The 22,177-nt window shown below is 50.8% G+C and carries 23 protein-coding genes; 20 read left to right on the forward strand and 3 right to left on the reverse strand.

What is annotated here, in order from left to right; translation table 11 throughout:
• Positions 1-69 precede the first annotated feature (69 nt).
• From urtB to QFZ34_RS03820, 17 genes are all read left to right on the forward strand, one after another.
• A complete protein-coding gene (urtB, locus tag QFZ34_RS03740; protein ID WP_307277142.1) occupies positions 70-1,686 on the forward strand; it encodes an urea ABC transporter permease subunit UrtB in 1,617 nt (538 codons plus the stop codon).
• Positions 1,683-2,870: an urea ABC transporter permease subunit UrtC gene (gene urtC / locus QFZ34_RS03745; protein WP_307277145.1), complete on the forward strand. Its 1,188-nt coding sequence runs from the start codon at positions 1,683-1,685 to the stop codon at positions 2,868-2,870. Before urtB ends, urtC begins: the two co-directional genes overlap by 4 nt.
• On the forward strand, positions 2,871-3,626 hold the full coding sequence (gene urtD / locus QFZ34_RS03750) for an urea ABC transporter ATP-binding protein UrtD (RefSeq protein WP_307278915.1): 756 nt from the start codon (positions 2,871-2,873) through the stop codon (positions 3,624-3,626). It abuts the gene before it with no gap.
• Between the two features lie 3 nt (positions 3,627-3,629).
• Positions 3,630-4,325, forward strand: a complete 696-nt coding sequence (gene urtE / locus QFZ34_RS03755) for an urea ABC transporter ATP-binding subunit UrtE (protein ID WP_115054936.1) — start codon at positions 3,630-3,632, stop codon at positions 4,323-4,325.
• A gap of 24 nt (positions 4,326-4,349) precedes the next feature.
• Positions 4,350-5,177, forward strand: a complete 828-nt coding sequence (locus tag QFZ34_RS03760; protein ID WP_307278918.1) for an urease accessory protein UreD — start codon at positions 4,350-4,352, stop codon at positions 5,175-5,177.
• A gap of 15 nt (positions 5,178-5,192) precedes the next feature.
• Positions 5,193-5,495, forward strand: coding sequence for an urease subunit gamma (locus tag QFZ34_RS03765; RefSeq protein ID WP_008121015.1), 303 nt, complete (start codon positions 5,193-5,195; stop codon positions 5,493-5,495).
• A 21-nt stretch (positions 5,496-5,516) separates the two neighbouring features.
• Positions 5,517-6,095, forward strand: a complete 579-nt coding sequence (locus tag QFZ34_RS03770) for a HupE/UreJ family protein (protein ID WP_307277159.1) — start codon at positions 5,517-5,519, stop codon at positions 6,093-6,095.
• Between the two features lie 2 nt (positions 6,096-6,097).
• The gene (locus tag QFZ34_RS03775; RefSeq protein WP_115054939.1) at positions 6,098-6,403 is read left to right on the forward strand and encodes an urease subunit beta; all 306 of its coding nucleotides are present in this window, start codon (positions 6,098-6,100) and stop codon (positions 6,401-6,403) included.
• Position 6,404: 1 nt separating this feature from the next.
• Entirely contained in the window at positions 6,405-8,117 is a 1,713-nt protein-coding gene (gene ureC / locus QFZ34_RS03780) for an urease subunit alpha (protein WP_115054940.1), read from the forward strand.
• An 8-nt stretch (positions 8,118-8,125) separates the two neighbouring features.
• Positions 8,126-8,638 (forward strand): DinB family protein, encoded by a 513-nt coding sequence (locus QFZ34_RS03785; protein WP_307277162.1) that lies wholly within the window; start codon positions 8,126-8,128, stop codon positions 8,636-8,638.
• Positions 8,635-9,114 (forward strand): urease accessory protein UreE, encoded by a 480-nt coding sequence (gene ureE / locus QFZ34_RS03790; RefSeq protein WP_307277165.1) that lies wholly within the window; start codon positions 8,635-8,637, stop codon positions 9,112-9,114. Before QFZ34_RS03785 ends, ureE begins: the two co-directional genes overlap by 4 nt.
• Positions 9,107-9,769, forward strand: coding sequence for an urease accessory protein UreF (locus tag QFZ34_RS03795; protein ID WP_307278922.1), 663 nt, complete (start codon positions 9,107-9,109; stop codon positions 9,767-9,769). Before ureE ends, QFZ34_RS03795 begins: the two co-directional genes overlap by 8 nt.
• Positions 9,766-10,386, forward strand: a complete 621-nt coding sequence (gene ureG / locus QFZ34_RS03800; RefSeq protein WP_115054944.1) for an urease accessory protein UreG — start codon at positions 9,766-9,768, stop codon at positions 10,384-10,386. The genes QFZ34_RS03795 and ureG overlap by 4 nt, the downstream gene beginning before the upstream one ends.
• Before the next feature lie 136 nt (positions 10,387-10,522).
• Positions 10,523-11,746, forward strand: coding sequence for a plasmid partitioning protein RepA (gene repA, locus QFZ34_RS03805; protein ID WP_115054945.1), 1,224 nt, complete (start codon positions 10,523-10,525; stop codon positions 11,744-11,746).
• Entirely contained in the window at positions 11,743-12,747 is a 1,005-nt protein-coding gene (repB, locus tag QFZ34_RS03810; RefSeq protein WP_307277174.1) for a plasmid partitioning protein RepB, read from the forward strand. The genes repA and repB overlap by 4 nt, the downstream gene beginning before the upstream one ends.
• A gap of 171 nt (positions 12,748-12,918) precedes the next feature.
• Positions 12,919-14,175, forward strand: coding sequence for a plasmid replication protein RepC (gene repC / locus QFZ34_RS03815; protein ID WP_307278926.1), 1,257 nt, complete (start codon positions 12,919-12,921; stop codon positions 14,173-14,175).
• 96 nt (positions 14,176-14,271) lie between these two features.
• The gene (locus QFZ34_RS03820; RefSeq protein WP_115054948.1) at positions 14,272-14,754 is read left to right on the forward strand and encodes a class I SAM-dependent methyltransferase; all 483 of its coding nucleotides are present in this window, start codon (positions 14,272-14,274) and stop codon (positions 14,752-14,754) included.
• Here QFZ34_RS03820 and QFZ34_RS03825 read toward each other — a convergent pair.
• Positions 14,734-15,600: an FkbM family methyltransferase gene (locus tag QFZ34_RS03825; RefSeq protein ID WP_307277179.1), complete on the reverse strand. Its 867-nt coding sequence runs from the start codon at positions 15,598-15,600 to the stop codon at positions 14,734-14,736. The two genes, QFZ34_RS03820 and QFZ34_RS03825, sit on opposite strands and share 21 nt — an antisense overlap.
• Positions 15,597-17,303 (reverse strand): adenylate/guanylate cyclase domain-containing protein, encoded by a 1,707-nt coding sequence (locus QFZ34_RS03830; protein WP_307277182.1) that lies wholly within the window; start codon positions 17,301-17,303, stop codon positions 15,597-15,599. Before QFZ34_RS03830 ends, QFZ34_RS03825 begins: the two co-directional genes overlap by 4 nt.
• A 226-nt stretch (positions 17,304-17,529) precedes the next feature.
• Here QFZ34_RS03830 and QFZ34_RS03835 point away from each other — a divergent pair, with 226 nt between their 5' ends.
• Positions 17,530-18,624, forward strand: a complete 1,095-nt coding sequence (locus QFZ34_RS03835; protein ID WP_307277185.1) for a glycosyltransferase family 4 protein — start codon at positions 17,530-17,532, stop codon at positions 18,622-18,624.
• On the forward strand, positions 18,621-19,370 hold the full coding sequence (locus QFZ34_RS03840; protein WP_307277189.1) for a polysaccharide deacetylase family protein: 750 nt from the start codon (positions 18,621-18,623) through the stop codon (positions 19,368-19,370). The genes QFZ34_RS03835 and QFZ34_RS03840 overlap by 4 nt, the downstream gene beginning before the upstream one ends.
• A 27-nt stretch (positions 19,371-19,397) precedes the next feature.
• On the opposite strand, the gene QFZ34_RS03845 is transcribed toward QFZ34_RS03840, so the two are convergent.
• On the reverse strand, positions 19,398-20,228 hold the full coding sequence (locus tag QFZ34_RS03845; RefSeq protein ID WP_307277192.1) for an MBL fold metallo-hydrolase: 831 nt from the start codon (positions 20,226-20,228) through the stop codon (positions 19,398-19,400).
• A gap of 205 nt (positions 20,229-20,433) precedes the next feature.
• Here QFZ34_RS03845 and QFZ34_RS03850 point away from each other — a divergent pair, with 205 nt between their 5' ends.
• Complete coding sequence (locus tag QFZ34_RS03850) at positions 20,434-22,170, forward strand: metallophosphoesterase family protein (protein ID WP_307277195.1); 1,737 nt, start codon at positions 20,434-20,436, stop codon at positions 22,168-22,170.
• Positions 22,171-22,177: the final 7 nt, after the last annotated feature.

Genomic DNA, 22,177 nt, shown 5'->3' on the forward strand with positions numbered 1-22,177 from the left:
GGGCGCTCCAGCCCGTGACTTTCCATTTGCTCGACTAGAGGAGAGGGCCACAGAGCTCTTTCAAAATTCATGTATCGCGCAATCAAAATACTTATGCTCATCATCTGTCTGATCATGCTTGTTCCGGTATCGGAAAGTTGGGCCGATCAGAATAATCGCTTGGGTATAAATGCCTTGGGTCAGGGTAACTTTTCACAGGTTGCCGATAAGATCGCCGAACTATCCCGTACTGGCGATATTGCGCTTGTCCCAGTGTTTGAAGCGCTGGCAGCAGGTGACCTTTATGTGAGAAAAGCCGATAAGACCGTCTTTGTAGTCAAGGAAAATGGTAGTGAACTGAACCTGTCTGATGCTGTAACCGGGGCGTCAGCGGGACAAGGGGCGAAAGCCGATTTCGAGCGCATCAAGGTTAATAATAGTCTGCGTCGCGCTGTCAAAACCGCCATTGGAGCGCTCACGCTGCTCAGCCCGGATAGGGAGATAAGACTTCGGGCGGCCAGTTCAGTTTTTTCCTCGCCGAGCACAGACGCGCTTGAGCTCATAGAGACGGCAATAACAAGCGAGAAAGACACCTATATCAAATCTGTCATGGAGCAGGCGAGGGCCGCTGCTATTTTAAAGTCAGATCGCTCGCTTGATGACAAGCGCGCCGCTGTAACAACAATCGGAGAGCGTGGTGACAGAGATGCTCTTGGCATCTTGAGTGCCGCTCAGGCAAACGCTGATGGCGAGCTTCGGACAGACATAGACAATACCATAAATGCGTTACAGTCTGCTCAGGCGCTTTGGGATGTCGGCCAGAATGTCTGGTACGGCTTGTCTCTTGGATCCGTCCTTTTGCTGGCTGCTATCGGCCTTGCCATTACTTTTGGTGTGATGGGCATCATCAATATGGCCCATGGTGAAATGGTGATGCTTGGCGCCTACACGACGTTCATGGTCCAAGAGATAATCAGGTCGTCCTATCCGCATCTTTTTGACTGGTCATTGATTATCGCACTCCCGGTTGCGTTCGCTATTACGGGTGTCATTGGTCTTATAATTGAGCGTGGAATTATTCGTTTTCTCTATGGGCGACCGCTGGAGACATTGCTGGCAACGTGGGGCGTATCGCTTATTCTGCAGCAGGGCGTTCGTTCAATCTTCGGTCCCAGCAATCGTGAAGTCGGAAACCCGTCGTGGATGTCAGGCGGTTTCGAACTTGGTGGTATGACGCTGACCTATAACCGCATGTGGATTGTGGTGTTTGCTGCAGGCGTATTCCTGACGTTGCTGTTCGTGCTTAAGCGCTCGAGATTTGGGTTGCAGATGCGTGCTGTTACGCAAAACCGAAGGATGGCATCATCAATGGGTATCAAGACCCCTTGGGTCGATGCTTTTACCTTTGCCCTTGGTTCAGGCATTGCTGGGATTGCCGGCGTTGCCCTTTCGCAAATTGATAACGTCTCACCCAATCTTGGTCAAAGCTACATTATTGATAGTTTCATGGTTGTAGTTTTCGGCGGCGTTGGAAATCTCTGGGGCACGCTTGTGGGGGCACTTTCGCTTGGCGTCGTCAATAAGCTCCTTGAACCATATACCGGTGCGGTTCTTGGCAAAATTCTTATCCTGGTTCTCATCATTCTTTTTATTCAGAGGCGGCCACGCGGGCTCTTTGCACTCAAGGGAAGGGCGGTGGAAGCATGATCAGCGCGTTCGTTTTTAAATCGCTCGACAGGAATGTCTCCCTCTGCATTGCAATCCTTCTGGCCATTGCATGCTTGGTACCCGCACTTAATCTTTTAGTGCCAGCCGACAATCTATTTCATATTCCAACCTACGCGATGTCGCTATTTGGAAAATATCTCACCTATGCATTGCTAGCCCTGGCGCTTGATCTTGTCTGGGGTTTTTGCGGGATATTGTCTCTTGGACATGCCGCATTCTTCGCCCTTGGCGGCTATGTCATGGGAATGTATCTGGTTCGCCAGATCGGCGCACGCGGCGTCTATGGAAACCCAAATCTGCCGGATTTCATGGTGTTTTTGAATTGGAAGGAAATGCCTTGGTATTGGTATGGCTTTGACCACTTCTGGTTCGCCGCCATTATGATATTCGCTGTTCCTGGTATTCTTGCTTTTGTGTTCGGCTGGCTGGCATTCCGCTCGCGTGTAACAGGCGTCTATCTGTCCATTATCACGCAGGCGATGACCTATGCCTTACTGCTCGCCTTTTTCCGCAATGAAATGGGATTTGGCGGTAATAATGGCCTTACCGATTTTAAAGACTTGCTAGGCTTCAACATTCAATCGCAAGGCATGAGGGCATCCCTGTTCGCCGCGTCTGCGTTCGCGCTGGCAGTCGCGCTGCTTATCAGTTCAGCTATCGTTCGATCAAAATTTGGGAAGGTTCTGGTTGGTCTGCGCGATGCTGAGAGCAGGACGCGCTTTCTCGGTTACCGACCAGAAAATTACAAGCTCGTTACCTTCACCATTTCCGCAATGATGGCGGGTGTTGCCGGTGCGCTTTACGTTCCGCAGGTCGGGATTATCAATCCCGGTGAATTTGCACCAGCCAATTCGATCGAAGTCGTCATCTGGACCGCCGTTGGAGGACGTGGAACACTCATTGGCCCCATCATTGGGGCTACACTTGTGAATTTCGGCAAGAGTATTTTCACTGCACAGTTTCCGGAAATTTGGCTTTTTGCGCTGGGAGCACTTTTCGTTGCAACCACGTTGTTCTTGCCCAAAGGCATCGTTGGGACCATTCAGCAAATATTGAAATCCAGAAACGATGAAACCAGAGCGCTTTCCTTTAATCGCCTGCCTAAAGCCAAGAATGCCGAAAAGAACGCTGATATCCCTGCTGAACCACTGGCTGCGGAGTAGATCATGTCCGACATCAAACCAAAGAGCCTGTTGTATCTGGACAATGTATCCGTATCATTCGACGGCTTTAGAGCACTGAACGCCTTGTCTTTTGTGATTGCTCCCGGTGAGTTAAGGGCAATTATTGGCCCGAACGGTGCTGGTAAAACGACAATGATGGATATTATCACTGGAAAGACCCGGCCGGACGAGGGTGAGGTCTTCTTCGAAGATAACATCGATCTTACGACCAGAGACGAGGCTGATATCGCTCAGCTTGGCATCGGCCGCAAATTCCAGAAGCCCACAGTGTTCGAAAGCCACACTGTCTGGGATAATCTCGAGCTGGCGCTTAATCGTAAGCGGGGAACCTTTGCGACCTTATTCTACAATCTATCGCCAGAGGATAGCGCTCGTATCGATGAAATTCTTGAAACCGTGCGACTGACCGCACGCAAGGAGGAACTGGCTGCCAATCTTAGCCATGGGCAAAAACAATGGCTGGAAATCGGTATGCTCCTGGCGCATGAGCCCAAACTCTTGCTTGTTGATGAGCCGGTCGCGGGAATGACCGATGCGGAAACTTCTGAAACTGCCGCTCTCCTCAAAGAGATTGCGAAATCCCGGGCGGTCATCGTTGTTGAACATGATATGGGCTTCATCCGCGATCTTGGCGTGCGGGTCACATGCCTCGCTGAAGGCTCGGTACTTGCTGAAGGGTCACTTGATTTCGTCAGTAATGATCCCCGAGTCATAGAAAACTATTTGGGGAGGTGAGCCATGCTGTCTGTTGAACAAGTCAATTTGCATTATGGCGCGGCGCAAGCCTTGCGGGGGATTACGCTGGACGCCAACGCTGGAAAGATCACCTGCGTGCTCGGTAGAAACGGTGTTGGTAAAACAAGCTTATTGAGAGCGATTACCGGCCAGCACAATATCAGCGCGGGTAAAGTGATGTTCGATGGTGTTGAACTCAATGGTATGGCCCCATACACGCGGGCGAAATATGGCATTGGTTATGTACCGCAAGGCCGTGAAATTTTTCCGCTTTTGAGCGTTAAGGAGAACCTTGAAACCGGTTATGCGCAGCTTCCCCGCTCCGAACGAAATATCCCCTCGGATGTTTACAACCTGTTTCCCGTCCTGAAATCCATGTTGTCGCGTCGTGGCGGTGATCTTTCCGGTGGCCAGCAACAGCAACTCGCCATCGGGCGCGCATTGGTCATGCGCCCCAAAATTCTGGTTCTTGATGAGCCCACCGAAGGAATCCAGCCGTCGATAATCAAGGATATCGGTCGCGCCATCGTTTACCTGCGAGATTCTTTCGGAATGACGATACTTCTTGTCGAACAGTATCTCGACTTTTGTCGCGAACTCGCGGACCATGTTTACATCATGGATCGAGGTGAGATCGTCGCCGAGGGCGCTGCGGAAATTCTCGACACGACTGAAGCGCGCCGGCATCTGACGGTCTGACCATTGGGGTTACAATTTTTGGATATGCTCGGCCAGCCGACGATTGTTCAAAACCGGGCGCAGCGCGCATCCGGGGCAGGACGATTATCGGCACGGCGGGTAGAGGGAAAAACGCGGATTTCCACATTGTTTCAGGAGGGGTGTGCGAAACTGCGCTTTCCAGTCAGTTCTGGAACCTATCTGGAAGCAGTCATGATCAACAGTGCAGGTGGTCTTACAGGCGGCGATGCGATGCAGTGGAGTTTTGCCCTCGGCGATCATTGCGCGGCTCAAATAACGACCCAGGCTTGCGAGAAAATCTATAAAGCTGTTTCAGGGACAGTCGCCACCGTCTCGACCCAAATTGACGTTGGACCTGATTCCTATGTTGCATGGCTACCGCAAGAAACCATTCTGTTCGAAAAAGCCGATCTCAAGCGAACGCTAAATGTAAATCTTGCTGCGCGTGCGCGGGCTTTGCTGGTTGAATCCACCATATTCGGGCGAAAGGCCTTTGGCGAGACAATCGAAACTGCGCAGTTTTCTGATCAGTGGCGTATCCGGCAAGACGGCAGACTACTCCACGCCGAGAATTTTTCCATCGGTCCTCAGGCTGGGTCATCATTGAAACGGCCAGCCCTGCTTGGAAGCTATCATGCGGTAGCAACGGTACTTTTAGTTTCTCCGGATTGCGAGCGGTTACTTGATCCGGCGCGTCTAATCATAGGTGATCAAGGAGGCGCATCAGTATGGATGGGCAAGCTTGTGGCTCGCTTGGTAGATTTTGACGCTTACCACCTGCGCAAGCGCCTCATCCCGCTGCTCGGCCTGCTGAATGGCGGCGAAGATCTGCCGCGAATATGGACAACATAAAAGGAAAATCAAACGATGAATTTACTGCCGCGCGAGAAGGACAAGCTGCTGATTTCCATGGCAGCCATGGTGGCGAGGCGCCGTCTGGAGCGTGGTGTGAAACTCAATCATCCCGAAGCTATCGCTTTGATCACCGACTTTGTCGTTGAGGGCGCGCGTGATGGCCGATCCGTCGCGGATCTCATGGAAGCTGGCGCGCATGTGATCACACGTAGTCAGGTGATGGAGGGTATCGCCGAGATGATTCACGACGTTCAAGTCGAAGCAACCTTCCCCGATGGCACCAAGCTTGTCACAGTTCACGAACCGATCCGGTAGTTGGTATTTAGAGAGAAACTCATGAAGAAAATATTGTTATTGACTTTGCCTCTGGCCTTGGCAGCGACCACTCCTGCCCTTGCTCATATCAACCCTGCGGAACACGGCTCGTTCGGTGCAGGTTTTTCCCATCCAATCTCTGGCGCGGACCACATGCTGGCGATGGTAGCCGTTGGGCTATGGGCCGTACTGCTTGGGGGACGCGCCATGTGGCTGGTTCCGGCTGCATTCGTTGGCACAATGATTGCAGGGTTCTTGTTGGCTATCGCCGGCGTGACGCTACCATTTGCCGAGCCTGCAATTCTTGCTTCAGTTGTCGCTATCGGATTGTTTGCTGCCGTGGCACTCAAGGTTCCAACGTCGTTGGCAATGGCTCTCGTCGGTTTTTTCGCACTCTTTCATGGTTATGCCCACGGTAGTGAAATGGGCACGGCCACCGCTGGCAGTTATCTTCTTGGCTTTGCGCTTGCCACAACTTTGCTTCACGTTACGGGGCTGGCTGCTGGTGCTTTATTGGGTGCCGGTATCGGGCGCGCCATCATCCGCGTAGCGGGTGCGAGCACAGCATTCATTGGTCTTTGGTTGGCGCTTGGAGCATGAGTATGATTCCCGGTCAAATTATAACGGTGGCAGGGGACATCGAACTGAATGTCGGAGCCCCCGTCACTGTCTTGAAAGTCGCCAACACAGGTGACCGTCCAATCCAGGTCGGATCGCACTATCATTTTTATGAGACCAATGAGGCATTGGTTTTTGATCGGCAACTGACCCGGGGCATGCGGCTGGATATTGCGGCCGGCACGGCTGTGCGTTTCGAGCCAGGTCAGGAACGCGATGTGACATTGATACCGTTTGGCGGCGACCGCGTGGTTTATGGATTCCAACAGAAAATCATGGGGAAGCTCTGAGATGCCAGCCAGAATAACACGATCTGCCTATGCCCAGATGTTTGGCCCAACAGTTGGAGACAAAATTAGGCTGGCCGACACCGAACTCTTTATTGAGGTTGAGAATGATTTCACAATCTATGGCGAAGAAGTAAAATTTGGCGGCGGTAAGGTCATTCGGGATGGCATGGGCCAAAGTCAGGTCACGCGAGCAGATGGCGCCGTAGATACGGTGATTACCAATGCTCTGGTGGTCGATGTGACGGGAATATTCAAGGCCGATATTGGTTTGCGCGATGGACAGATTGCTGGCATCGGCAAGGCTGGCAATCCGGACACGCAACCAGGTGTAACGATCATTGTTGGGCCGGGAACCGAAGTTATTGCAGGCGAAGGAAAAATTCTCACTGCAGGTGGAATGGACGCGCATATTCACTTCATCTGTCCGCAACAGATTGATGAGGCTTTGATGTCGGGAGTAACCACCATGTTCGGTGGTGGTACGGGCCCGGCTCACGGAACCTTGGCTACGACATGTACACCCGGACCATGGCATATGGCGCGCATGATCCGTTCCTTTGATGCGATACCGATGAACATTGGTCTGTCCGGCAAAGGCAACGCATCACGTCCAGCAGCGCTGGAAGAGATGATCCTCGGAGGCGCGTGCTCTTTGAAGCTGCACGAAGACTGGGGAACAACGCCTGCTGCGATAGACAATTGCCTCACTGTTGCTGACCAGTATGACGTGCAGGTGATGATCCATACCGACACACTGAACGAAAGCGGATTTGTCGAGGATACGGTTGCTGCCTTCAAAGGGCGCACCATTCATGCCTTTCATACTGAAGGGGCGGGCGGTGGACACGCGCCCGACATCATCAAGATTTGTGGGCTTCCCAATGTGATCCCCTCATCGACCAATCCGACACGCCCCTACACGAGAAATACCATTGCAGAACATCTCGACATGCTCATGGTCTGCCACCACCTTTCTCCATCCATTCCCGAAGACGTGGCGTTTGCAGAGAGCCGTATCCGTAAGGAAACGATTGCGGCAGAGGATATTCTGCACGATATCGGTGCGTTCTCGATCATCTCTTCGGACAGTCAAGCCATGGGCCGTGTCGGCGAAGTTCTGATCCGCACCTGGCAGACAGCGGACAAAATGAAACGCCAACGCGGAAGTTTGCCACAGGAACAGGGGGATAATGATAATTTCCGCGTGAAGCGATACATAGCCAAATATACGATCAATCCGGCTATTGCGCAGGGTATTTCCCGTCATATTGGTTCAATCGAAGTTGGCAAGCGTGCCGACCTTGTTTTATGGAATCCGGCGTTCTTTGGGGTCAAACCTGACCTTGTGCTGCTTGGCGGTTCCATTGCTGCTGCTCCGATGGGGGACCCGAACGCTTCGATCCCGACGCCGCAACCGGTGCATTATCGCCCTATGTTCGGGGCCTTCGGCAAGACTGTTACTTCTTCATCTGTGACCTTTGTCAGTAAGGCAGCGGTTGAAAATGGTCTTCGATCGACCTTGGAAGTTGAAAAGGAGCTCGTTGCGGTCGAGAATACGCGCGGAGGCATTTCCAAGTCGTCGATGGTACATAATTCGGCAACGCCGCATGTGGAAGTTGACCCCGAAACCTATGAAGTTCGGGCTGACGGTGAATTGTTGACGTGCGAAGCCGCCGTCACGCTGCCTATGACGCAGCGTTATTTTCTGTTCTGAGCGCGTCAATGAAAGATCATTTTACAAGGCTTGCTCGCTATAACCAATGGGCAAATAAGCAGATCTATGAGGCCGCCGCTCTGTTAGACAAGGAAGATTACTTTGCAGATCGCCGGGCCTACTTCAAATCAATGCACGGCACCTTGAACCACCTGCTTGCGGTCGACAAATTGTGGTTTGGCAGATTTACCGGCAATCTCTACGCATTGCCGTCATATGACGTCATTTTACACGATACCTTCGGCGAACTGCGCACCGCGCGTATCGCATTTGACGAGCATATTATTGACGTTATCCAAGCTATGGAAGAAGCTGACATTTCCGCACCTTTTCACTGGGTTATGCTGAATGGAGCGCCCTTTATTTCGACGCTCGACCGGTGCCTGACACAAATTTTCAATCATCAGACGCATCATCGGGGGCAGGCTCATACGCTTCTGTCGCAACTCACAGGCGCTGCGCCACCGCTGGATTTCTTTATTCGCATGAATGACGATTTTATTGAGGAGTTCGAAATATGAGACGTGTCACAGGGCATGACCATTCAGGTCATTTTGAGGGGATACCTTTCGACACAATTGTTCTTGCGCATGATGAGCGACATTTACGCCGGAAGGTCCTGACGCTGCAGCAGGGCGAACAGATTTTGGTTGATCTGCCGGAGCCTGTTCTGTTTGCCCACGGAGATGTTTTGGTCCTTGAAGATGGAAGTCTTGCGGAGATTGTCGCCGCGGAAGAAGCGCTCTACGAAGTATTGCCGCGCGATCAAAAGCACTTGACGGAACTTGCCTGGCATCTGGGCAATCGCCATCTGGCTGCCCAATTTGAGGAATCTCGAATTCTCATTCTTCAGGATCATGTGATCAAGGCAATGCTGGAAGGGCTTGGTGCACGCGTAGGCGAGATTACGGCTCCTTTTCAGCCCCTACGGGGTGCCTATCATAGTGGACATAGCCACGATCATCACTCCAACGGATCACATCACCATCATGATTGACAATGGGGCATTGCTTCGTTTGATAACTTGGCTTTCCCCCGCTTTCCCGGTGGGCGCATTTTCATACAGCCACGGTATTGAACAGGCAATTCATCACGGGCTGGTTCATGACAGGCAGAGCCTTGAAGATTGGCTCATCGATATTTTAAATGAAGGCTCGGGATGGAATGATGCGGTGCTTTTCGCTCAAAGCCATCAGATTGCCAAAAGCGGCTCCGATTTTTCACAGATCGCGGATTTGGCGGAAGCACTCGCTGGCTCCCGCGAGCGGCACATGGAAACAATGCTGCAGGGCGAAGCATTTTTGAGTGCAGCGCAAGCATGGCCAAATCCAGTGTCGGAAAGGTTGCCCTCCCGAGTTGCCAGTCCTGTTGCCGTAGGCGCGATAGCCGGAGCTCATGGTATTGAGATTGAAGCAGCACTTTGTGCTTTCTTACACGGCTTTATATCCAATCTGATTCAAGGAGCGGTGCGGCTCGTCCCCTTGGGGCAGCGCGATGGCGTCGCGATACTGGCAGGACTGGAAGAACAGATACAGTCTTGTTCAAGCAAGGCAGCAAAATCCACACTGGATAATCTTGGCACCTGTGCCGTGATTTCCGACATCATGGCGATGCGTCATGAAACGCAATATTCCCGGGTTTTCAGGTCATGATTTCAAAGAATGGTCCACTTCGCGTTGGTATTGGCGGTCCCGTAGGATCAGGCAAGACAACTGTCACTGAAATGCTGTGTAAAGCCATGCGTGATCGCTATTCGCTGGCTGTAGTCACCAACGACATTTATACCAAGGAAGATGCGTTGATCCTCAACAGATTGCAGGCACTGCCGGAAGACAGGATCATGGGCGTCGAAACTGGTGGCTGCCCCCATACGGCGATCCGCGAAGATGCAACGATCAACCTTCAGGCCATCGCGGCAATGAACCAGCTACATCCCGATCTCGATATTGTGTTTATTGAGTCGGGCGGCGACAATCTTGCTGCAACTTTTTCCCCCGATCTCGCCGATATAACCCTTTATGTCATATCTGTTTGCCAGGGCGAAAAGATACCGCGCAAAGGAGGCCCGGGAATCACACGTTCAGATCTCCTGATCGTCAACAAAAAAGACCTGGCACCTTATGTTGGCGCCGATCTCGACGTCATGGCCAGTGATACAAAAACCCAGCGCGGGCCGAAACCTTTTGTCTTCACCGACATGTTGCGCAGAGACGGGCTGGATGAAGTTATCCGATTTATCGAGAGTGCAGGCGGACTGCAGCACGCGTGATAAACCGCTTTAATTCTTGGCTGATGGAGATCCGATAAAAACCAGTAACTTGTGACTCAATCTGAAATCACTTGACGACTCAGTCAGACTCAGTTGAATTTACGCTTTGATATCAGAAATTGGATTTTAAGCGTGTATGTTGTCTCCAACTGAAAAAGACCAGAGCCACCGTACCGGCAAGAAAGTTCGCTCGCTTACGCGATTGGTCGAGGCGGACGCAGATCTTCTTAGCGCGCAGCTACGGGAGTTGCGGTCGCGTGCTTTCCCGCCAACTGCAGAAAAAGAATTAAGAAAGTTTACGTCAGGTGAAGCTGCTCGCCTGATCGGTATTACCGACGCCTATATCCGGCATCTGTCATTGGCTGGCGAAGGACCTGAGGCTGAAAAAACCTCTGGCGGTCGCCGTTTATATTCTCTTGAACAGGTTCATGAGATACGGCGCTACTTGGCTAAGTCAAAAAAGAGTTATCTGCCGTCTCGCCAAGGCAACGAACATATGCAAGTCATTGCCGTGACGAACTTTAAAGGTGGCTCGGGCAAGACGACGACCGCGGCTCATGTTGCGCAATATTTTGCAATGCGAGGCTATCGGACGCTGGCTATCGACCTTGATCCACAGGCCTCGTTGTCTGCTTTATTCGGCATTCAGCCTGAATTCGATTTGGAAGACAACGATACGATCTATGGTGCTATTCGCTATGATGATCAGCAGCGGCCGATTGCGGACATTATCCGCAAAACTTATTTCGCTGGGCTCGACATCATTCCCGGCAATTTAGAGCTACAGGAGTTCGAGCACGATACGCCACGTATTCTTGCGGAGCGGCGCCGGGGAACGGAAAGACTTTTCTTTTCCCGCATAGCCAATGCTTTGGCAACGGTAGACGATCGCTACGATGTTGTTGTTTTGGATTGCCCGCCTTCGCTTGGCTTCCTTACGCTATCTGCTCTGTGCGCGGCGCGAAGTGTGCTTGTAACAATTCATCCGCAAATGCTCGATGTCGCTTCGATGTCGCAGTTTCTGCACATGACAGCAGGTCTGCTTGAGGTTGTTGAGCAGGCTGGCGGTGATGCCGATTACGATTTTTTCCGCTATGTGGTTACACGATATGAACCGAGCGATGGTCCGCAAGGCCAAATTGTTGGTTTGTTGAAAAGCCTTTTTGGCGAGCGGGTTCTAACGAACGCACTCTTGAAATCTACTGCGATCTCGGATGCGGGACTGACGAAACAGACATTGTACGAGGTTGGCCGGGAGTATTTCACGCGTGCAACCTATGACAGGGCAATTGAAGCGCTCGATGCAGTGAATCTTGAGATAGAAGAACTGGTGCGCGATGCGTGGGGGAGGGCTCTATGAATAAACGTAGAGACGCTCTTAAAGCTATGATGACGCCCATCAATGATGCGTCACATACCGAACATCGTCATGCCAAGCCTACCCAAAAGTCTGGCTCACTGAAGGCCATGGGATTGTCGTTGCAAAGCCTCTCGGAGGATGCTGATGAGGCGCAGGCATTGCGTGATCAAATTGCTTCTGGTGAGCATATCGTCCAAATCGAGGCGAGTCTGATCGACGGTTCGTTTGTTCGTGATCGACTTGATGATGTCGATGCGGGTGACTTCAATGAGTTTAAAGCCAGCATTGAAGAACACGGCCAGCAAGTTCCAATTCTGGTACGCCCAAATCCACTCGATGAACGTCGTTACCAGGTAGCCTATGGGCACAGGCGCCTTGCCGCGCTTCGTGCCATAGGCAGGCCTGTTAAAGCAATTGTTCGCAATCTTTCCGATGAAGAATTGATTGTCGCGCAAGGCAAGGAAAATCTGGAGAGAAAGGACCTTTCCTTCATTGAGCGTGCACTGTTTGCAGCAAAACTGGAAGCGCATGGCATTGACCGCAACGCCCTTATGGCTGCCCTTGCAGTTCACAAAGGCAATTTGTCGACAATGATCGCTGTAGCAAATTCTCTGCCGGAAGATCTCATTCAAATAATCGGCCCTGCTCCGAAAGTAGGGCGGCCTCGTTGGGAACAACTCTCCCAGCTGCTGCAGAAAGACAATACTCCCTGGAGAGACAGAGTTGATGTGGAGCGGTTGCTTCGCCTTGATAGCGATGCCCGCTTCGCTTTGGTTCTCAAAAGCCTGTCGCCGCGAAAATCCGGTCCTTCGATCCATCCATTGAAGTCCAAAGAAGGCCTGTCCTATGCGCAGATTGAACAAGCCAACGGCAAAACAAAGCTGACTATCGATGAAACCCTGGCCCCTGAATTCGGGAATTATTTAATAACACATCTGCCTGAGATCTATGCCGCTTTTCTTCGCGGCGAAAAAAGTGAACCGCGTATTAGAGAACTCTAACTGGAGAGAAATCGCAAAAGAAAAGGCCCCCGAAACTGACGTCACGGAAGCCCTCTCAAAGTCTAAGCAACTTGAGAATCGCATTTCCGAGAATCACTGTCAAGCGTTTAACGCCGTTTCGGCGAGCAGATTTCTTTTGCCTGATTGAGGGTGAAAGCAATGAACAGGGAAATGACAACGACGCCCTTTGGGCGCCGACCAATGTCGTATGCCATGCTGGATGCGCAAACGGAGGTCAAGAATTGTGACGTCAATGTAGTCGCGGACAAATGGAAACTTTTCCGCATGATTACAGAAGCTCGACCACTGCTGGGCATTTCAGATCGAGCGTTGGCGGTGCTTCACGCATTGCTCAGTTTTCACAAACCGAATGAGTTGGATAGCACAGCGAATCTCATCGTTTTTCCGTCAAATAGGGAACTATCCTTGCGTTGCCACGGGATGGCACCAGTTACGTTGCGCAGGCATCTTGCCTCCTTGGTGGAGGCCGGAATGATCATTCGGCGCGATAGCCCGAATGGAAAGCGCTATGTTCGCCGCGATCAGGAAGGTGAGTTGAAGACCGCATTCGGCTTTGACCTGCTGCCCTTGGTGGTAAAGGCAATCGAGTACGAGCAACTTGCTGCAACTATTCGCGCTGAGGATCTGGCAAGACGCATGTTGCGAGAGCAGGTAAGTCTTCATCGTAGAGACATTGCCAAGATGATTATCTTTGCTGAGGAACAGGCTTTTGAAGGCCCTTGGGATGCCCTCAGTGAGAGATTTATGCCCCTTGCGCGCCCGCTCCTAAGAGGTTTGGACAGGGTAGGTCTCGAGGCATTGGCAGTGAGTCTGGCTGATTTGCGCGCAGATGTTGAGAAGTTATTGGAATTCAATAATAATTCAGCTAAATCAACCGCCAGTGACGTTCAAAATGAACGGCACATACAGAATCAAAACTCAGACTCTAAATTTGACTTTGAACCTGGCTTTAGAAAAGACCAAGGGGCAGATCGTGGTGATCATCCGGATTGGAATGATGAAGCTGATACCAAAGAACTGCTCAGTTCACATCAACCGGTGCGCAGCGGTTTAAAGCCGCCAAAAGCCTTTCCGCTGGGACTGGTCCTAAAAGCTTGCCCTGACATAATCGATTACGCACTCGGCGGGATAAATAGTTGGTCTGATCTCATACAAACCGCAAATCTTGTTCGGGTAACCCTCGGGATTAGCCCTGATGCCTGGAACCAGGCCATGGAGATATTCGGTCCCAATGAAGCGGCAATTGTTGTTTCGGCGATCCTTCAAAAGGGTGAAAGTATTTTAAGTCCGGGCGGATATCTGCGCGCTCTGACAGATAAGGCCCGGGCCGGCTCCTTCTCATCAGGTCCATTGCTGATGGGCTTACTCCGGGCGAGTACAATCAAACATGAGGTGGAGGCTGGATAAAGATGGGTACGAGCAATTTTTTATGATCGCTTGGTGATCGACGGATTTGCAATTGGCATGATAAGCCACTCATTCGATGGAATGACGGAACAGAATATGAGCAGACTCGACAGTTTTATCCGCCGGATGACAGCACAGCGCGATATCCTCAATCATATTTGTGATGGTGTTAAGTATTTGGACGGGCCTGTGATCGAGTTGGGTCTCGGAAATGGTCGAACCTATGACCATCTCCGTGAAAGATTTCCGGACCGAAGAATTATTGCTTTTGATCGTGCTGTCGGATCACACAAGAGTTCTACGCCTCAGCCAGATAACCTGATTATTGGCGAGATACGCGACACGGCACAAACATTCGTCGGCGTGGATGCGGCACTTGTTCATGCTGATATTGGTACCGGATATGACGAGAAGGATGCTGTGACACTGACATGGCTGCCGCAATTGGCGGTGGCGCTTTTGGCGCCGCAGGGAATTGTGGCCAGCGGGCTTGAGCTGCGTCATCCAGCACTCGAACAATTGCCGCTTCCAGCAAGCGTAAAGCCAGGTCGCTATTTCCTATATCGGCGCGTGGAGTAGCAGAATGTCAAACTGAGGTTCGGTAAGCGGGAGAGCAGAAACTTTGATTGCCTCGACGTGATCTTCGCGAAAAATGAGGCAATCCTCATAAAAGCGGCCCAGATACCGCGTGAAAGCGATGGATTGTTCCCGGCCGTAAAATATCGGTGAAAACTCCATATAGAGCGGTACTTTTCTCTTTAATAGCGTCTGCATGGAGTTACAAGCAACCGGTTCGTATCCTTCAATATCCATCCATATAAGGCCGATTTCTTGCGGCAATATATTTGCTTCGGAGAGAATTGTGTCTACGGGTTTTACAGGCACGGTGATTTTATGATCGTGCTTGCTTTTCCTGGAAGTACTGCTTTTCCCGTGATTGTTCTGATGTTGGAAAAAATCAATCTCGCCTTCAACGTCACCAGCAGCGCATTGTATTGGAAGTATTTTAGCCTGCAGATGGTTCTGAGAAATATTGTGTTGCAACAGTTCGAAGTTGCGAGGATCGGCTTCTATGCTGATGATCCGTGAAAATGCCTGGCTCAGTGCAAAATAGATCGTTTGGGTTCCGATGTTCCCGCCAATCTCAAGCAAAGTACTTTCACCGCTCAAAAGCTTCTTTTCCCGGAGAGTTGAAAGTAACCGGTCAACGTGATCTCGCTCAAAATTGCCTTTGCGAAAAACTTTCTTCCCAATGTAGTCGTGTGGAGACACTGTCATGAGATGATCGCCACAATTAACGGTCAAATTAACGACCCGTGGACCAATTGTATTGATCAAGAGCTCGCGGCCATACCTGGTATCGAAGAAGCGGGCGACAAGAGCGAATTTCCACTTATTAAAGCGTCGGACCCACCGGTTTTTCATAGAAAAGAGGCGCTCATCTGTTGAGTAACAACGTAGATTCTGAGTGGTTCGGCTCGTCCTCTCACCGTTATTTCACGGCTTTCGAGCTGACTGGTATCAGAGCCGGCTTTCTCGATTGTCGGTTCTGACACAACAAGCGTTACATTGAGCTCTTTGGCAATTGTTTCAAGTCGGCTTGCAACGTTCACAGTATCACCTATTGCGGTTAAGCTCTTCACATTGCTGTAGCCCATGGCGCCCACAATTGCAGGTCCCGAGTGAACGCCGATTGCGACGCGCAGAGGGATAGCAAGACCTGTCGAAAGTTCATCGCTCAGCCGGTCTATCTCACGAATGATAATTGCGCAGGCCTTGAGTGCCTGCCGACATGCATCTTCGGGTCGCCCTTGCAGTCCAAACAAAGCCATGGCGCCGTCGCCGATAAATTTGTCTAAACGGCCGCCAGCCTGTTCCACTGCTTGGCCTATGATAGCAAAATAGCGGTTAAGCAGGAAAACTACATCGTAGGGTAGCTGCGCTTCGGTAAGAGTGGTGAAGTTACGAATATCACAAAAAAGAATGACGATTTCTTGCTCGCGGCCAGGATTAACTTGCTGGCTATTGGCAGGCAAATTGCTCTCCAGAGTTGGCACCAACAATGGAACAATGCTGATGTTATTCAAGGGACGCAGCTGACAAGCGAGCCGAACATCAGGGTCGGCATTGATGCGGTTCAAGGTTGCCTGTTCAGTCGCCTCCGGATTCAACAGCGTATCGCCACCTTCGATTATTTGGACTCGGCATGTGGAGCAGCGCCCCTTTCCACCACACACTGCATAGTGAGGGATACCGCCGATCCGGCTTGCTTCAAGAACACTAAAGCCGCGGGGAACGCGAACTGTTTGGCCCTCAGGGTAGCGTATCTCGATTTGATCGAAACGTTCGCGCCAACTGCGGATAAGGCGCAGGGTTAACACGCTCAACAGACTCGCAACAAAAAGCCCATAGAGCATGAACTTTATTACCATCAGCTGCTGCGCTGCTGCTGGGCTGACAATACCGCCGCCGTGAGAGCCAATTGGAGAATAACCGCTGCCGTAGCTCGACTGGACAGGTTCGCTGGCAAGAATTCTCCCCGTATAGGCAAAACCCAAAAGGCCAAGAACCGGCAGCAGAATTGCTAGCGTCAAAAAGAATGGAGCTGCTCGGGAATACCAGTCGCGATACCGCAACCAAAAGTGTACGCCAATGCATCCATGCGCCCATACAACCAGAAGCGCCAAGGATTGTCTTAAAGCGTTGCCCGAGGATTCAACCCATAGACTTCTGATGACAAATTCATATGTGTCATGCAGACCGACGATCTCATATCGGATGCGTGTACTGACGACATGTTCAATCAACAGAGCGGGAATTAATAGCCCGAGTATGATTTGGCTGGCTTCTCGCAATGGCATGACCAATGTGCGACGCAGATAAATTGATCTCATGACAAGCGCTACGTGAGTGACTGCAGCTCCGTAAAACAGGATTGTGCCTACCGGATTTCTCCAAATTGCGAGAAACCAGTGACGCCCCTCTTCCGCAGCTTTAAGAGAGATCAGGTTGAGCGAATGGTTGGCCAGATGAAGCATGACAAAAGCGAGCATAATCAGCCCCGAGATCAAGCGTATTCTGCGCAATGATCGTTCGGAACTGATTGTATTGGTGGCAAAAGCTGTCATGAAATCCGTAGCAATTTCTGTCTGGTTAGCTTAGTTGACCCGATGTGGTTTGGCGAGTAGGGCGATGCACTCGCTCTGCCCGTTAAAAATGGCAAGACAAAGCCTTAATCGTTGACGATATTTTGCAGCGACGGCAAACGTCAGCCTCGGGGCCGAGCCCTTGTGAAGCAGTTTATCTTCCCGCATGGTGCGGCAGGTTTGTTGAGAAGGTTATATTGCTTCGCACATGCACATTGCTTTTTATGCTCCGTTGAAATCTCCTAATCATCCTGTTCCTTCGGGGGACCGTGCCATGGCACGGCTTTTAATCCAGGCAATGCAAAGGGCGGGCCACCGCGTAGAGATCGCCTCGGAACTAAGAAGCTTTACCAAAACGCCTGATCAGACTCTTCTATCCACGATCCGCGGCGGTGCAGAACAGGAGCGCGGTCGGCTCGCAGATCTATGGCAATTGGGAAACAAGCCCGATCTATGGTTTACGTACCATCCCTATTATAAAGCACCGGATCTGGTGGGGCCGAGTTTGGCGACTATGTTTGAACTGCCTTACATTACTGCCGAGGCCTCATATTCCAAACGCCGCGATGATGAGGAGTGGGCAGAACAGCAATCATATGTTGTCAATGGCGTTCGGCAGGCCGCAGTAAACATCTGTTTCACGCGAAGAGATGAGGTCGGACTTGAGCAGATCGTATCTAAAAAGCGCTTGAAAAGATTGCCGCCATTTATCGACATTGCGGCTTTTTCCGATGAGCCAACTGCGGTTACTACCAATCAACTTGTTACCGTTGCCATGATGAGGTCGGGTGACAAACTGGAAAGCTACCGGATGCTGGCAGCGTCTCTGGCGCTTCTGGGTGATATGCCCTGGAGATTGAGGATTATTGGCGACGGCCCTGCCAGCGCCATGGTGAAGGCTTGTTTTGCCGGTATAAGAGAAGATCGCATAGAATGGCTCGGGCAACAACAATCCCGGGAAGTCACGAAAATCCTCTATGAATCGGACATATATGTCTGGCCGGGTTTTGGCGAAGCCTATGGAATTGCTTATCTTGAAGCACAGGCAGCTGGCCTGCCGGTTATAGCTCAAGCAGTGGCAGGTGTTCCAGAAGTCGTAAAGAACGGAGTAACAGGAATTCTTACGCCGGAAAACGATGTGGCTGCCTTTAGCAGAGCAATTGAGCATTTATCTCTTAACAAGGAGCGGCGCTTGGTTATGGGAAATGCAGCAAGACAATTTGTTTTCAAAGAGCGTTCGCTTGAACTGGCATCAGCGCAGTTAAATCTCCTGTTGAGATCTTATACGGAACAAGACCGATGATTGAAGATGCCGTTTGGCAACCGTTGCGAGACGAGCTGTCTCGCTGGATAAATGCTAGTCGGAGCGTGCAATTTTGGTTACGCGATGATGATGCCGTGGAGCCTAGCGATGCTCTTAACCGTTTGCTGATGCTGAGCAATGAATATGAGGTCCCCGTACTATTGGCGGTGATACCGTCTTTGGCTGGTGCACCGCTCGCCGACATGTTAAAGCCCGAGCGTTTTGTCGCCGTTGCGACACACGGCTGGTCGCACGAAAACCATGCTGGGAAAGGCGAAAAGAAACAGGAGTTGGGTGATCATCGACTTTTGAAAGTAGTGCTCCACGAACTTGATGAGGGAAGGAGTCGCATCGCTAAGTTGTTCACCAAACAAGCTTTGCCGATACTTGTGCCGCCATGGAATCGTATTGATTCTTCATTGCTACCGCACTTAAACAGTGTGGGATTTGCGGCGCTTTCAGTTTTTGGGAAGGGAAGCGCTGGCCAAGGGCATATTCCGGCCGTGAACACCCACATTGATTTGATTGATTGGCATGGCACTCGCGGCTGTCGGGATCATAATGAGCTGGTCGCCGAAATAGTCATGGAAATGCGTGGACGTTTTGAAGGTGATGACAGTATCATTGGTATTTTGGGTCATCACCTCGTCCACGACGAATCCGCCTGGATTTTCTTGAAGCGGCTGTTCGAAATTACGACTGAGACAGGAGGTTGCCGCTGGGTCTCGGCAGCGGAACTGATTTAAAGCCTTCCTGCTTCAGATGCATAGGCCCTAAAGATCAATGACCTGAAAATCACGTGCCGCAAATGTTTGTTCGAAACGCAACTTTGCAAGTCGTTCAAATTCGTCAATCTCGTCATCCGTCCGGGAAGGCGCGTGATGGAACAAGGCCAGTTTGCCGATTTTTGCAGCTTCCGCCAGCTTGACGCCGTGTTGCCATGTTGAGTGGCCGTAACCAAAGCGCCGCGGCATCTCGTCTTCGGTATACGTACAGTCATAAACAACGAGGTCAGCATCCTGGATGAGCCCGAGAACGGCGGGATCCAATTCGCCATCAACGTGCTCAGTATCGAATATCAGCGCGAGGACACGCCCCGCCCATTCGATCCTGTAACCGACGCAGCCACCCGGATGGTTGAGTTTATCTGTGCGTATGACAACCTTTTCAAACGGAGTGAGAGTGTCCCCGGTACGAAAATCCTGGAAGTTGATACAGGCTTGGCAAATATCGGATTCTATAGGAAACCAAGGCGGACGCATGAACTGCTTGATCATTTGTCCTGTCGTCATTTGCCCTGCCAGATGGCCGGACCAGAGACGGACGCTCATCATGGGATTATAAAGAGGCGTGAAATAGGGCAGGCCGATAATATGGTCGTAGTGACTATGGGTATAAATGATATCGAGCTGTTCGACGCCTTCCCGTGACAAAGCTTCGCCAGCCTGCCGCACACCCGAGCCGGTATCAAAAATTAATCGGCGGTTTCCGCACTGAACTTCAATGCAGGCGGTATTTCCACCATACCTTACGAACTCCGGTCCCGAAACCGAAACACTGCCTCGCGTTCCCCAGAATTTCACCCGAAATACTTGGTCGTTCATTCTGCTCTTTACACCTAGTTCCCCATTTTGGGGGATATCGTAGTCAAACTGTGATCGTTATGCGAGGCTTGTATTCCTTTTTATTGACAGGCTACGCATTAAAAATTCGCTTCTGTTGATATGTAGGCGATAGCAACTTGCTTTTTAAGGTTTATGACAATTAACCAATACAAATAGAATAGTTTATCACTTGAACGGCTCGCTCATGACTTCATCCAAATTTGCTCGTATCGCCGTTATTGCAGATGCTCATTTCCACGATCTCTATGGCGATTATGATTTTGAGGGGATAGAGGTCGAGGGCCGTCGGATGATAGCCCGCAGGCTAACGGATACGATGCGCTCTACCCGCGTTTTCAATGAGAGTTATCAGGTACTAAGGAGTGCGCTTGATAAAATCGTGGCCCGAGGTATCAACCTCGTCGTTTTACTCGGCGACTATTCCGACGATGGTCAAATCAGTACAATTTCAGCACTTAAAAAATTGCTCGACAGTTACAGCAAAGATCATGGCCTCGTTTTCGTCGGAACGGCAGGAAATCACGACATTTTTGGCCAAAACGGCCGTCATCATGCCAAGCGATTTCTCAACGCGAATGGCACCTATACGACCGTCGCCAGCGACAGTGAATTTATCGATGAAGACGCCGAGGCGATGGTGTTCAGCGATAAAATGTACTGTTTGGGATACCCTGCAGGCTTGCAAGAGCTTCCCGATCTAGGCTTTTTTTCAAAAACAGATGCCATCCATTGGGAAACGCCTTTTGGAAGAGATACCGACTGGGAGAGCCGCCTTTATAATGCCTGTTCCGCTGATGGGAAAAATGAATATCAACTGATGGATGCATCCTATCTGGTTGAACCGGTACCAAATCTTTGGCTGCTTATGATAGATGCCAATGTGTTTGAACCTAACAATGGCGATCTTTCAAATGCAGGTTCTGCTGCATTCATAGACAGCACAAATGCGGGCTGGAATGCTATGCTTGTTCATAAGCCTTTCATCGTGGATTGGATGAAAGATGTTTCAGCAAGGGCCAGACTTGAGGGGAAAACACTTCTGGCTTTCTCCCATTATCCAATGATCGACATGATGGATAATACTGCGGCAGACGAAAAGACATTGTTTGGTACGACAAGTTCTGTCAGGCGAACACCGTCCGGAAAGGTCGCTGACACAGTTATAGAAGCTGGAGTGTCCATACATTTCAGTGGCCATCTGCATGTGAATGACACGGCCAGAGTTTCGAACATCAAAGGCACGTTGACGAATATAGGTGTACCTTCCCTTGTTGCATTTCCTCCAGCGTTTAAGATTCTAACGATTGAAGATGAAATGATGAATGTCGAGACAGTTTCATTGTGCGATGTGCCAATAGATAACAGGATCAACCGTCAGTACCGAACTGAAATCGCTGTCACAAAAAAGAATGTCGGCTCTATGCTGGATGCCAGTGACTATGGCGAGTTTCTATCGGCTCACGTGGATCAATTGGTCATACATCGCTATTTGAAGCGGGAGTGGCCGCCAAAACTTGCACAATTGGCTAGGCAGTTGAATCTTGGTGATCTGTTTCTGCTGGCTCGGTCCGAGAAGATCATGGATTGGGACGAAATCATTCCGACATTGAAGGCTGAACGTTCCTGCTCAAATTTGGTGCCGGAAACCCTGGGAAAAATGGATTCCGTGCCAGCTCTCGATATGATTGGCGACTGGTATCGCTTGCGAATGGGCAGCGAGATGGCTTTAGACTGGATATCAGCAGACAGAATGGCGATGTATCGATTGTTGATCGAAGCCTACAAATCCGACACCAGTAAGGATGGGGAACCCAAACGCATGTTTGCCACAATGTTTCGAATGATGGCAGCATATATGTCGGGGCTACCGTCCCGCAATTTCTCTGTTTCGCTTCAAACGGGCCAAGTAATGCGTCAATAGCGGTAAT

It is taken from the genome of Phyllobacterium ifriqiyense (assembly GCF_030817885.1).
In the GTDB taxonomy this organism is placed as follows: Bacteria; Pseudomonadota; Alphaproteobacteria; order Rhizobiales; family Rhizobiaceae; genus Phyllobacterium; species Phyllobacterium ifriqiyense.